At 70.9% G+C, this 12613-nt stretch carries 12 protein-coding genes; 6 read left to right on the top strand and 6 right to left on the bottom strand.

Annotated elements, in window-relative coordinates:
• Window positions 1-15 precede the first annotated feature (15 nt).
• From AC3CF1_RS21900 to AC3CF1_RS21885, 4 genes are all read right to left on the bottom strand, one after another.
• Window positions 16-1767, bottom strand: a complete 1752-nt coding sequence (locus tag AC3CF1_RS21900) for a hypothetical protein (RefSeq protein ID WP_488451156.1) — start codon at window positions 1765-1767, stop codon at window positions 16-18.
• A complete protein-coding gene (locus AC3CF1_RS21895) occupies window positions 1658-2608 on the bottom strand; it encodes a right-handed parallel beta-helix repeat-containing protein (RefSeq protein ID WP_488451155.1) in 951 nt (316 codons plus the stop codon). The genes AC3CF1_RS21900 and AC3CF1_RS21895 overlap by 110 nt, the downstream gene beginning before the upstream one ends.
• 332 nt (window positions 2609-2940) lie before the next feature.
• A complete protein-coding gene (locus AC3CF1_RS21890; RefSeq protein ID WP_488451154.1) occupies window positions 2941-3903 on the bottom strand; it encodes a zinc metalloprotease in 963 nt (320 codons plus the stop codon).
• A gap of 158 nt (window positions 3904-4061) precedes the next feature.
• The gene (locus AC3CF1_RS21885) at window positions 4062-4814 is read right to left on the bottom strand and encodes a TIGR03089 family protein (RefSeq protein ID WP_488451153.1); all 753 of its coding nucleotides are present in this window, start codon (window positions 4812-4814) and stop codon (window positions 4062-4064) included.
• Window positions 4815-4951: 137 nt separating this feature from the next.
• On the opposite strand from AC3CF1_RS21885, the gene AC3CF1_RS21880 reads away from it, so the two are divergent.
• Window positions 4952-6019, top strand: coding sequence for a hypothetical protein (locus AC3CF1_RS21880; RefSeq protein ID WP_488451152.1), 1068 nt, complete (start codon window positions 4952-4954; stop codon window positions 6017-6019).
• Between the two features lie 409 nt (window positions 6020-6428).
• Here AC3CF1_RS21880 and ligD (AC3CF1_RS21875) read toward each other — a convergent pair whose 3' ends face one another.
• The gene (ligD, locus tag AC3CF1_RS21875; RefSeq protein WP_488451151.1) at window positions 6429-7340 is read right to left on the bottom strand and encodes a non-homologous end-joining DNA ligase; all 912 of its coding nucleotides are present in this window, start codon (window positions 7338-7340) and stop codon (window positions 6429-6431) included.
• Window positions 7330-8271 (bottom strand): non-homologous end-joining DNA ligase, encoded by a 942-nt coding sequence (gene ligD / locus AC3CF1_RS21870; RefSeq protein ID WP_088951212.1) that lies wholly within the window; start codon window positions 8269-8271, stop codon window positions 7330-7332. The genes ligD (AC3CF1_RS21875) and ligD (AC3CF1_RS21870) overlap by 11 nt, the downstream gene beginning before the upstream one ends.
• A gap of 85 nt (window positions 8272-8356) precedes the next feature.
• On the opposite strand from ligD (AC3CF1_RS21870), the gene ku reads away from it, so the two are divergent.
• From ku to AC3CF1_RS21845, 5 genes are all read left to right on the top strand, one after another.
• Window positions 8357-9370, top strand: a complete 1014-nt coding sequence (ku, locus tag AC3CF1_RS21865) for a non-homologous end joining protein Ku (RefSeq protein ID WP_488451150.1) — start codon at window positions 8357-8359, stop codon at window positions 9368-9370.
• 73 nt (window positions 9371-9443) lie between these two features.
• Window positions 9444-10082, top strand: a complete 639-nt coding sequence (locus AC3CF1_RS21860) for a DUF4241 domain-containing protein (protein ID WP_141907664.1) — start codon at window positions 9444-9446, stop codon at window positions 10080-10082.
• A gap of 111 nt (window positions 10083-10193) precedes the next feature.
• The gene (locus tag AC3CF1_RS21855; protein ID WP_088951209.1) at window positions 10194-10910 is read left to right on the top strand and encodes an FKBP-type peptidyl-prolyl cis-trans isomerase; all 717 of its coding nucleotides are present in this window, start codon (window positions 10194-10196) and stop codon (window positions 10908-10910) included.
• Window positions 10911-11099: 189 nt separating this feature from the next.
• Window positions 11100-11927 carry an SCO6745 family protein gene (locus tag AC3CF1_RS21850; RefSeq protein ID WP_141912320.1) on the top strand — a complete coding sequence of 276 codons (828 nt, stop codon included), beginning with the start codon at window positions 11100-11102 and terminating at the stop codon, window positions 11925-11927.
• Window positions 11928-11959: 32 nt separating this feature from the next.
• The gene (locus AC3CF1_RS21845) at window positions 11960-12613 is read left to right on the top strand and encodes an HAD family hydrolase (RefSeq protein ID WP_488451149.1); all 654 of its coding nucleotides are present in this window, start codon (window positions 11960-11962) and stop codon (window positions 12611-12613) included.

Genomic DNA, 12613 nt, shown 5'->3' with positions numbered 1-12613 from the left:
TCAGTACTGCGGGGTTCAGTACTGCGGGTTGATGAAGATGCCCGCCTGATCGACGATCGCGTGGGCGGTGCCGGAGCTGCTGTTGTAGAGGCTCAACCCGCCCCGGGTCCCCACGATGGCGAGATTCGACGACGTCTCGCCCGCGACGAAATTGAGGTTGGACACCGGCGGACGCGCCTCGGCGCCCGGATGCCCGATGAGGAAACCGGAGGTGGTCGGCTCGGTGACGGTGAGGTTCGCCACCACGGCGGCCGCGGTCACGCAGCAGGCCAGGTCGTCGACGTCCGGGCTGACGTTGACCGTCTCCCACGCCTGAAGCGGCTTCGCGCCTCCCCGGTTGGGCAGGCCCGTGGCGTCCCGGGTGTCGGCGATCCGCAACGGCCCGTTCGGGACGTAGCTCAGCTGGCCGTCCGTCCCGAAGTATCCGGCCAGGTCAGCGATCACATGGACGCTGCCCGAGCTCTGGTTGTGGATGTTCGCCTTGAGGTCCTTGACCGGGACGATCACCAGGTTCGGGATGGTCTGGCCCGGTACGAAGTTCAGGTTCGACGCGTTCGGCACCGGCGAGCCGTACGGGAAGACCTTCAACACGCCGTTGGTCTGCGGCGCGGTGACAGTGACGTTGAGGACGACGGCCGTCGCGCCCGGCGAGACCTTCCGGTCCAGGTTGAGCGTGCGCGTGCCGTTCGGGGCGAGCGCGCCATCCTCGGTCCGGGTGTCCAGGACCCGCTTCAACGTCTCGGTGGCGAAGCCGTCGCCGGCCTCCCCGTACCAGCCCTGGAGATCGGCGATCACGTGCACGGTGCCGCCGCTGCCGTTCCGAATCCTGATTTTTCCGTTGCTCATCGGCACGGTGACCAGGTTCGGCACCGTCTCCTTCGCCACGAAGTTGACGCTCGAGGCGGTGGGCGCGCTCGTGTCGTCCGGGTAGACGGAGAGGAACCCGGCAGTCGTCGGCTGGGTCGCTGTCACGTTCAGTACCACCGCGCTGATGTCCGCCGCCGGCACCCCGCCGATGCTCTGGACCGGCACCACCACTTCGGACTTCGGCGGCACCGGCGTGCTGGTGGTCACGCCGACGGCAGATCGGGTGTCCAGCACGCGAGTCGGTGCCATCGCCGTGTAGTGCGCCCCGAGTACCACGCAGGTCGGGTAGCTGGTGCCGGCGCTGGACCGGAAGCCGGTCAGGCTCGCGTTCAACTGCGCACAGGCGGTGCCGGCCCGACGGAACCGGTGGTTCACATTGAGCGACGACACGCCACGCCAGAGCGGTGAGTCATCGAACTTGTAGACGTAGGCACCGATCGGTCCGTCGGTCGTCCACTGACTCGAGATGCTGCCACGGAGCGTGGTGTCCAACGGGCCCGCGCCGATCGTTCGGTGGAGGGGCTCGAGACGCGTGCTGGTCGGCCCGACCCGCTCGACCGCCCCCCGGTCGTGGTAGCCGTTGCCCGTGCCCGTGTTGGCCCACGTCGGATCGTCGGAGTGCGCGTTGCCCATCAGGTCGGTGGCGGGTACCCCGCGCGCGTACGCGTCCGCGGAGTCGATGGCCGGGGAACTCTGCTTCAGCGCGATGTAGCCACGGTCCTCGAACCTGACGTCGAGCAGAGGGTTGGCGGCGATATCGGATGCGCCCTGCCCCGTGGCCGCTTGAAAGTCACCCACCGTCGGGTACGTGGTCGCACCCCACCGGTAGGGCGCCCAGCCGGTGGTGGGGTCGATCAGGTTGTGGTGGGCGACCGTCGCCGGGTCCGGCGCCGGAGACACCAGCGATTGCGATCTTGAGCGTCGGTTTACCGGCGCAGAGCGACTGGTCGGGCAAGGGCTTGACGATGTTGTTGGTGATGGAGGCATTCGACGAGGTGGCGACCCAGATGCCCGGTACACACCCGGCCTGAACGGTGTTGTTGGTGACGATCGAGCCCGGGGCATCCGTCAGTTCCATGCCGCCGTTCGGGATCTGGTTGGCGACCACCCTGGTGCCCGTCGAGCCCGCCTCGACGACCAGCCCTGTCGTGCCGGGAGAGTGCAGGAAGTTCCGGCTGATGGTCACGTCCTGCGAACCACCGGTGACCTTGATGAGGGGCATGGAGCCCTGGGTGATGGAGGTGTCGTCGATGGTGACCCGAGACGAGTTGTCGACCACGACCGGCACCTCGCTTCGGCCGTAGATGGCGAAGCCCTCGACGACGATGTCGTGCACCTGGCGCAGGGTGAAGACCGATCCGGTGGCGGTGTCCACGCCGTACCGTCCCACCCGGACCACGCCGTTTCCGGTGTTGACCGCCCGGAACGTGATCGGAGCCGACTCGGTGCCCGACCGGGTCAACACGACGCTCTCCGGGTAGAGCCCCGGCTGCACCAGCACGGTCTGACCGGGCTGCGCGACGGCCGCTGCCGCCGAGATCGTGCAGAACGGCGACTGGGCGCTGCCGTTGCCGGTGGGTACGCAGTTCGTCTCGCTGACGAAAAGCTCCGAACCGGTGGACGTCGCCGCGGCAGGAGAGGACGCGGGCGCCGCGCCGGCAGCGGGACTTCCCGGCCCGACGAGGCCTGCTGCTCCGATCAGTGGCACCAGTGCAAACAGGGAACGAACAGCTCTCTTCATGAATGCCCCGTGATGATCAACAATGATGGCTGCGGCAGCGTACCCCGGCGGAGGCGCACGCGAGGACCGCTGAACGGTGCGAGCCTCTGCCGGATCGGAGCCTCTGCCGTCCATCGATGTGACAGACTTTGCGCGCCTTGATCGACTCGGCTGTCAGGAAGTCGCGGTGTCCGGTGCAGGTTGCGACCCCGGTTTCCCGAACGGCGAGTCGATCAGTGCTTTGGGCCTGGCACGTGCGGGACCGGAGTGTCTGTCTCGCTCCCTGTGAAGCTGATGTCGAGAGGGGTTGGCGGGCCACTCAGCGCGGCCCGCCAACCCCTGCCAGCGCGTGGTTACCCGGCGCCGCCGGCGCGGAACGCCACCCAGGCGTCGCTCATCCGGTCGGCCTGACCCGGCGTGAACATGTTCATGCAGGAGTCCTGCGTGTAGTCCATGAAGTTGTGGATCGGGTCCAGCCCGGGTGCGGTGCAGGTGTCCGCGCCCACCGGGCAGTCGAACTGCGGGGCCGCCTCGCGCGGGGTGTCCGCGACGAAGTCGCCGGACGCGGAGCAGCCGTGCGCGAAGGTGTGCTCCAGCATCAGCCAGTGCCCGACCTCGTGCGTCAGCGTGTCACCCAGGGCGTACTTGCCGGCCGTGCCGCCCGGCATCGACTCGTCGAGCATCACCACGCCGTCGATGTAGTCGCGCCCGTTGTTGTAGCCCTTCGGGAAGTACGCCCAGCCGAGCAGGCCGCCGCCGATGTTGGCCGCGTACACGTTCAGGGTCTCCGAGTCGCCGGTGTGCAGCGCCTTCTTCATGTCCCGCTCGTTCTTGCCGGGCACGACCGTGTGCCAGGCGCTGTTCACCGTCCACGTCGTGTCGACGAGCGAGAACCGGAACGGGGTGTTGGAGGCGTCTCCCGCCGTACGGCCCGCGAACGAGTCGTTGAGCACCGTCATCTGCGCGGCGATCAGGGTGTTCCACCTGGTCGTCTCGGCGGCGGTGAGCGGATGGTCGGAGACCATGTGGAAGACCGTTGGCACGGTGACGCTGCCGTTCGGCAGGCGCGGCGCGTCCTTGATCACGCCGTAGGCGTTCGCCTCGTTCTTGGAGTACAGCTCCGGCTCCTGGGCGGTGGCGCCCTTGGCGACCCGGGCTGCGCTGTGCGCCTCGGTGCCCGGGTCGCAAGCCACGATACCTGGGGAGGCGGTCGCGGGGGCGGCCGTGGCCAGCGCCCCGGAGGCGCCGCCGGAGGCAAGGAACGTGGCGGCGGTCGCGGTGAGGACCGCCAGTCGGAAGGTCGATCTCCTGTGCATCGGTGCACCTTTCAGTGAGGGAGCGGTGCGTGGTCGATGACGTCGTTGTTCCGGTATAAGAACATGCCGACGGCATCGACAAAAGACCCTCTGAGCAGGGCAGATGCCGATGTAACGGAACAGGGCCGGCCGGCGCTGTTTGGGCCGGTCCGGCCCGGTCAGAGGACCCGGGTCACCCGCTCGGCGGCGACGATCGCGTCCCGCCGCGCCGGGTCGAGGTTGGCGCTGATCACCACTGATGCGCCGGCCGAGAGCGGCGCGAGCAACCACTTCAGCGGCTGCTCGGTCTCGGCGGCGTCGACCAGCAGTCGGTCGCCGGCGCGCAGGTCCAGCATCGTGGCGAACTCCTGGGCGAGCGCACCCCACTGGCCGTAGGTGGTGCCGTCCGCTGTGGCCGGATCCGACGGGTGGATGGCGGTGTGGTCGGGCGCGCCGTCGCCGTACCGAAGCACCTCTGCGGACCAGTCCAACCAGCCCAACGGCACGCCGTCCAGCCGCCCCGGCCCGGTGCCGACGAGATAGCGGTGCGGCGCGTCCGGCACCTCCTCCAGCCAGTCGTCCTGCCGCTCCGGCGTCACGAAGACCGCGTCGAACGGCCGGTCACCGCCGGGCTCAAGGACCGGCAGGCCCGCCGTGGCGCGCGGTCGGAACGACACCGCCAGGCCGGAGGCCCAGGCGCCCAGCAACACCGCGGCGGTACGCCAGTGCGGCGGCAGCAGGACCGCTACGCGGCTGCCGGGGCCGAGCCCGCAGCCGTCGCGCAGGAGGCTCGCGCTGCGCGCCGCCCAGGCACCGACCTGCTGGGCGGTCAGGTCGACGCGCTCGCCGGTCGCCTCGTCGCGGTAGCTGAGCAGCGGGTGTTCGGCGTCGGCGGGTCGGGCCGTCAGGTCGGCCGTGACGGTTGGCTGCATCTCCACGCTCCCCGGGTCGACGTCGGCACCACCCTACTCAACGACTTTCGTCGCGCCCGTCGTCTACCGACGGCCGTATCGGGTGCCCGGGTGGCAGGCGCACGGTGCTATGACCCCCGGAACACTGAGGAGCGCCCGTGCCCCCCGGACCCGACCTCACCGACGGCCCCGCCAACACCGAGCGCCCTGTCGCCACTGCCCGGCTTCCGCTGCGCCGGCGGCTCCTGCCGGTGCTCGCGTTGCTGCTGCTCGCGCCCTGGGCGGCCGAGTGCTCGTGGGGTGGCTTCGCCATCGACGACTTCCTTCCGGTGCTGATCTTCCTGGGCCCGATGTATGGCGGGGGGGCGCTCCTGGTCCGGGAGACCGCCCGGCGTCTCGGTGCGGGTTGGCCGACTATCGTGCTGCTCGCCGCCGCGTTCGGCGTACTCCAGGCGGGCCTGGTCGACCAGTCGCTGTTCAACCCCGCTTACCTGGACGACACCCAGTACGCCGACACCCGTGCCGCCGCCGAGGCGACGCTGGTGCCCGGGCTGGAGTTCAGCCTCCGGCAAGCCTTCGACTACGTGGGCAACCACATCGTGCTGACCATCTGCGCGCCGATCGTGCTCATCGAGTCGTTCCTCCGGGCGGATCGCCGGCTGCGGCCGTGGCTGGGCCGGCCCGGTCTCGCCGTGGTCGGCGTGATCTACCTGCTCGGCAGTCTGCTGATCTTCTCGGACAGCAGCGGCCGCAAGGACTTCCTGGCCAGTCCGCTCCAGCTGACCTTCGCCACGATGCTGGTCCTCGCACTCGTCGCAACGGCACTGCTGCCCCGCTGGCGCCGCCCTCGCCCACGTCGGGTCCGTCGGGTGCCGCACCCACTCTGGGTGGGCCTGCTGGTCGTCCTGGTCCGCTTCGGCACCGACCTGACGCCCGGCTGGGCGGGGGTGGCCATAGCGCTGGCGCTCGCCACAGCCGTCGGAGCGCTGATCGCCCACTGGTCGTCGCACGACGGTTGGGGGCAGCGGCACGTGCTCGTCGCCGGCACGGCGGGCCTGGTCAGCGCCGCCGCGTTCGCGTACCTGGTCCCGCCGTACTCGCCGGCGAGCCCGGCCGCGGCCCTGGCCGGCGACGTCGCGGTCACCGTCATCACGGTCGCCCTGGTCGGCGGCGCCTGGTGGCGACTGCGCCGTGCTTCGCCCAGTGTTCGTGTCGGCGCGAGCTGACGCTCCTGCAAAGGTGTCAGCCTCCGTGCGGGTACGACCTGACGATGCTGCTGCGGTTCGGGTCCAGCCGGAAGGTCTTCGGCCGCAACTGACCCATCGCCAGCTCCCCTGCGGCCGGCGTCCACCCTCGGTGGGCGCCGGCCGATCACATCAGGTGACCCCGCCGGCACGAGCCACCGCCCCCACCCCAGGCCCTTTGCTCTGCATACCCATATGCGACGCGCACGCTCCGCGAGGAGGGCTTCCACCCCTCGACCGCGCGGCCGTCATGAAGTCCCAGCTCAACGCGGTGTCGCCTATAGGTATGCAGAGCAAAGGTGGTGAGTGACCCGCGCGGGGACACTGCGGCTCGTCACACTCTGTTGCTGGTGCCGCCCCTGGCCATCTGGGCATCCGTCGTCACTCAGCGTCAGCCCGGCAACTCCGGGCCACCGTCGAGCAGGGGGGCGAGCAGGTCGTCGTACTCCTCGACCCGGGCCAGGACCTCGGCGGCGGTGAACTGGCGAACGGCCGGCTTGCGGCCGCGGGCGCCGGCCTCGACCTCGTCCCAGGTCAGCGGCGTCGACACCGACGGCACCGACTGGGCCCGCAGCGAGTACGGCGCGACTGTGGTCTTCGCCGCGTTGTTCTGACTCCAGTCGATGAAGACCTTGCCCGGGCGGAGGTTCTTCGCCATCTTCGACACGATCAGCTTCGGGTGGGCCTTCTCCAACTCCTGGGCGATCCGTCGGGCGTAGTCGGAGACGAGATCCGACGACTGGGTGCCCGCGATCGGGCAGCAGAGCTGCATGCCCTTCTTGCCGGAGGTCTTCGGGTAGGACTCGATCCCGTCCTCGGCGAGCCGGTCGCGCATCAGCACCGCCACCGGACAACACTCGGCGAGCCCGGCCGGCGGCCCCGGGTCCAGGTCGACGACCATCATGTCCGGGTGCTCGCCGACCTTCCACTGCGGCGTGTGCAGCTCCAATGCGGCCAGGTTGGCCAGCCACACGAGGGTGGGCAGGTCGTCGGCGACCACGTAGTCGATGGTCTCCCGGCCCTTCGTCGACCCGGGCGCGGGCAGGTTCTCCACGCGCACCCAGTCCGGGGTCGCGGCCGGTGTGTTCTTCTCGAAGAACGACTTGTCGTCCACGCCGTTGGGATAGCGGATCCGGGTGACCGGCCGGTCCCGCAGGTGCGGCAGCAGCACAGGGGAGATCCGGGTGTAGTAGTCGATCACCTCGCCCTTGGTGAACCCGGCCGCCGGGTAGAGCACCTTGTCCAGGTTGGACAACTCCAGCGCGCGGCCCTCGACGTCCACCCGTAGCCGATCAGCCGGCATCGTCGACCTCCTCCGCGGGTTTGTCCGGGCGCAACCGCAGCACCCGGGGGAAGCGCAGTCGACCGTCCGGGGTGCGCTGGCCGTACTTCACCTCCACCACCACCCGGGGTTCTACCCAGATGGCCCCTCGGGCATCCTCGCGCGGCACACCTGGCGCGAACGGTGACGCGCCGGACCGCAGCGGCTCCAACTCGGCGAGGAGCTGCCGTTCGATGGCGGCGCCGATCCCACCGCCGACCCGACCCCGGTAGATCAGCCGACCGTCCGGGCCGGGCACCCCGACCAGCAGTCCGCCGATCCGGCGCGCGCCCGGCCGCCAGCCACCGATGACGAAGTCGCCGGTCACCTCAAGCTTGACCTTCACCCAGTCCGGTGAGCGCACCCCCGGGCGGTAGACGGCACCGATCCGCTTGGCCATCACCCCCTCCAGGCCGTGCTCACCGGCCGCCTCATAGGTGGCCGGCCCGTCGGCGAAGGTCGGGGGCACCGCCCACCGGGCACCGCCGAGCGCGAGGGCCTCCAGGGCCTCCCGGCGGCGCTCGTACGGCCAGCCGGTCAGGTCGTCGCCGTTCCACCGGAGCAGGTCGAAGATCATGTACGTCACCGGCATGACCGCCGCCAACCGGGCCGCCTTGTTCCGGTCCCGCACGTGCATCCGCTCGGCCAGCGCGGTGAACGACGGTTGTCCGCTCTCGCCGAGCAGCACCACCTCGCCGTCGAGCAGCGCGTCGTCGACCTGCTCGGGCAGGGTGGCCAATTCCGGGTACGCGGCGGTGATCTCCACGCCGGAGCGGGCATACAGGTGCTGACCACCACCGGAGATGTCGGCGAGCGCGCGGACCCCGTCCCACTTGAACTCGTACGCCCAGCCGTCACCGGCCGGGAGCGGCCCGGTCATCGCGAGCATCGGCTTGAGCGGCGCGCCAGGCACGACCCGACTGTAGTAGCAGGCCGAACAGCTCGCGTCCGGTTCTTTCGGATGCGAGCATGGTCGATACCGGGGAAGGGAGCGCAGGATGCGTGCCATCTGGAAGGGAGCCGTGTCGTTCGGGCTCGTCTCGATCGGGGTGAGGCTCTACTCCGCGACCGAGGAGAAGGACATTCGGTTCCACCAGGTGCACCGCGAGGATGGCGGTCGGATCCGCTACAAGCGCACCTGCTCGGTCTGCGGCGAGGAAGTCACCTACGACGACATCGCCAAGGGCTACGACATCGGCGGTGGCGAGATGGTGATCCTCACCGACGAGGACTTCGCCGACCTGCCGCTGACCAGCTCACGGGCCATCGACGTGCTGGAGTTCGTGCCGGCGGAGCAGGTCGACCCGATCCTCTACAACAAGGCGTACTTTCTGGAGCCGGAAGGCGCGGCGACCAAGCCGTACGTGCTGCTGCGCGACGCGCTGATCGACTCGGAACGGGTGGCCATCGTCAAGGTGGCGCTGCGTCAGCGGGAGCAGCTCGCCACGCTGCGGGTCCGTGAGGGTGTGCTGCTGCTCAACACCATGCTCTGGCCGGACGAGATCCGTACCCCCGATTTCGGTTTCCTCGACGAGGACCTCAAGGTGCGCCCGCCGGAGCTGGCGATGGCCAGTTCCCTGATCGACTCGATGACCGGTGAGTTCGAGCCGGACGTCTTCACCGACGACTACCGGGCGGCGTTGCAGGAGGTCATCGACGCCAAGGTGGAGGGTCGGGAGGTCGTGCAGCCGGAGGAGGTCGAGGAGGCGCCGGCCGCCGCTGTGGACCTGATGGCCGCACTGAAGGCGTCCGTGGAACGGGCCAAGGCCGCTCGCGGCGAGCAACCCGCGCGTGGCGGTGGTGGCGGCGGCGAGCCGACGCCCATCTCGTCGGCCCGGTCGGCGCAGAAGGCGGCCGAGAAGAAGGCGGCCAAGGCACCGGCGAAGAAGACCACCGCGAAGAAGACCGCCGAGAAGAAGGCGGCCGAGCCGGCGAAGAAGACAGCCGCGAAGAAGGCGGAGCCGGCGAAGAAGACCACCGCGAAGAAGGCCGCACCCCGCAAGAGCGCCTGACCGTACGGCAGCGACGGCGGTGTCCGCCGGGCCGGGTACGCTCCGCCGGCCGCTGGCCACCGGAGGAGCCCCCATGCCGTACACCCCTGATCTGGACCGGTTGCTGACGCCCGGTGCCCGCTTCACCGACCAGCACGGCGGATACCTGATCGAGGTCCACCCGGTGGGCGACGTCGTGTTGCCGACGGGTCAGGTGGTCGGGTGTGACCCGCTGGTCTGCCCGGAGGCCGAGCCGTTCACGGTGACCGTGCCGCCCGGTCGGCATCCCGCCCGCGCCTGGGTGGCGGTGGTGCTGCGGGAGGACGCCGAGGTGGACCGGCGGGTGGCCGCCCTGGAGCTGGTCGTCTCGGACGAGCCGACCACCCGTTGGGAACTGGCCGTCGCGGGCGACCAGGACGTCGCGACGCTCGGCGCGGACGACTACTTCGGGTACGGGGTCGACGCCGGCGCCGGCACCCTCGCCGACCCGACGGCGCTGGCCGTTCTGGAGGAGTGGGACGAGGACCGGGTCGAGGAGGTCTTCATCCCGACCGAGCTGCCCGCGTCGCCGGTCCCGGGGCTGATCACCGCCGTTCTGGACGAGGCCACCGGCGCCAACGTCGTCACCGTGGCCACCGGTTGGGGAGACGGTTGCTACGGCACCTGGATCGGTCGCGCCGCCGATGGTCGCGTGACATCGTTCGTGACCGACTTCATGGTCGTCCCGGAATAACCGCCCGCGAAGGCCCCGCAACTGCCTCGCTGGGCGATCCGAGGCGTCCGCGGCGGGCACGGTGGGCCGCGATGCGGGTACCGTGTGCGTCGGCTTTCCCCCCGGCACTGGGTGCCGGCCACACCTTCGCAGCAGGGAGTCGACGACGTGAGCGAGCGGACGCAGCAGAACCGGTCGGCGGGCGACCAGAGCCCGGCGACCAAGTCGGGCCGCCGGCTGGCGGCCCAGCTGGCGGCGAAGAAGGCTGCCGACGCGAAGCGCCGCCGCCAGGCGTGGGCGGGCGGGCTCGCCGGCGTCGCGGTGATGGCGCTGCTGATCGGCGGGTTCGTGTGGATCGACCGGAACCGGAGCGACGACAAGCCCGCCAACCAGGCCGGCGCGACCCCGTCCGCCTCCGCCCCGGCCCCCGATGCCGCCGCACCTCCCGCCCCGCAGTTGCCCGAGGGCTCCGACCCGGCGCTGGGCAGCAAGCCGACGGTGGCAAAGGGCACTGGCGACCTCAAGAAGCTCGCCGTCACCCCGCTGATCAAGGGCAAGGGCGCTGCCGTGCAAAAGGGTCAGACGATCACCACCAACTACGTGGGGGTGTTCTTCAAGGACGGCAAGGAGTTCGACTCCTCCTGGAAGGCCGGGCAGCCGGCCACCTTCCCGATCGGCGTCGGCCAGGTCATCCCCGGGTGGGACCAGGGCCTGGTCGGCGTGACAGTGGGCAGCCGGGTGCAGCTCGACATTCCGGGCGAGCTGGCGTACGGCAACGACGAGGCTGCCGCAGGTGGACGCCCGACCGGCCCGCTGCGCTTCGTGGTGGACGTGCTCGCCGCCCAGTGACCTGCCTGAATCGCCCCGGTTGTCCCCCGGTCGCGATGCAGTTGTTCACATGGGGCTTCCGACCCGTTACCCAACGGCAGTAGGTTCGGCGTCACCCCGGGCGGTTCGCCGCCCGGGGTGAGCATCGGGGACCGGGACGCGGAGGTGCACGTGACAGCGCTGGACGATCCTGGACGGACCGCTCGGTTGATGTGGACGCACTTCGAGCCGGTGCACGCGGTCACCTACTTCCACCCCCGGGCTCGTGCCGCGTACGAGGCGGTCGGGCTACGCGGCTACTGGCGGGGTTACTTCGCCGGCCGGGCCGCGCCGCTGGGCGCCACCGAGGCGGCCCCGGTGATCGCCGCGTTCTTCAGCTTCGCACCACCGATGGTTGCCCGGGCGCTGCCGGCGGTGTGGCGGTTGGCCACCCCGCAGGAGGCGCTGCGTGCCCGCCTGACCGGTGCGGTGCAGGCCCTCGCCGAGCTGACGTACGAGCTGCCGGAGACACACCTGGCGGAGGCCGCCGACCTGCTGGAGCGGGCCGCCTCGGCGACGCAGACCGCCGGCCGGGTGCTCGGCGCGGTCAACGCCGCGCTGCCCGTCGGGGAGTACCCGCTGGCCCGGCTCTGGCAGGCCGCCACCACGCTGCGGGAGCACCGCGGCGACGGGCACGTGGCGGCGCTGGTGGCCGCCGGGCTGGACCCGGTGGAGACGCTGGCGTGGCGGATCGCGATGGATGGCTCGTCGCCACTGAATCTCCTGGGCCGGGGCTGGTCCGAGGAGCAGTGGCACGCCGCCCGCGAGCGGTTGGCGCAGCGGGGCTGGCTGACCGGGGACGGCACGGCCACCGACCACGGCCGGGCCGAGTTCCAGGCGGTCGAGGACGCCACCGACCGGGCCGCCGCGCACCCGTGGCAGGCGCTGGGCCGAGACGACACGGATCGGCTCCGGGAGCTGCTGGAGCCGACGGCACGGTCCTGCCATGCGTTGATCCCGGCCGGCAGCCCGATCGGCCTGCCCGCACTGCCCGGCTGACCGGGCGCCCGCCCGTCGGGCAGGATGGGGCCGTGGCTGATGCGGTGGTCTTCGACCTGGACGGCGTGATCGTGGATTCCGAGCCGGTGTGGGAGGAGGTCCGCCGGGCGTACGTGGCGGCGCACGGCGGGACGTGGCAACCGGACACGCAACGTCGCCTGATGGGGATGAGCACCGGGGAGTGGGCCCACTACCTCAGCGGCGAGTTGGGCGTCGACCGCACGGCCGAGCAGGTCGCCAGCGAGGTCGTCGAGGAGATGACCCGGCGCTACCGGGACCACGTACCCCTCATCGACGGCGCCGATCAGGTCGTGCGTCGGCTCGCCGCGCGCTGGCCGCTGGGGCTGGCCAGCTCGTCGCCGACCCGGCTGATCGAGGCGGCGCTGGCCGCCACCGGTCTGACCGACGCGTTCGGCGCGACCCTCTCCACCGAGCAGACCGAGCGGGGCAAGCCCGCACCGGACGTGTATCTGAGCGTCGCGCAGCGCCTCGGCGTCGACCCATCCCGCTGCGTCGCGGTGGAGGACTCGTCCAACGGGGTGCGCTCAGCGGCCGCGGCGGGTATGCGGGTGGTGGCGGTGCCGCACGGTTCGTACCCGCTCGACCCGGACGCCGCCCGGCTGGCCGTGGTGACACTGGGAGCGATCGGTGAGCTGACCCCGGAGCTGGTGGACGACCTGGGTTGA

It is taken from the genome of Micromonospora sp. MGP-C2 (assembly GCF_057766525.1).
Note: the sequence above shows the minus strand (reverse complement) of the source record. Positions and strands in the feature narration are given on the sequence as shown.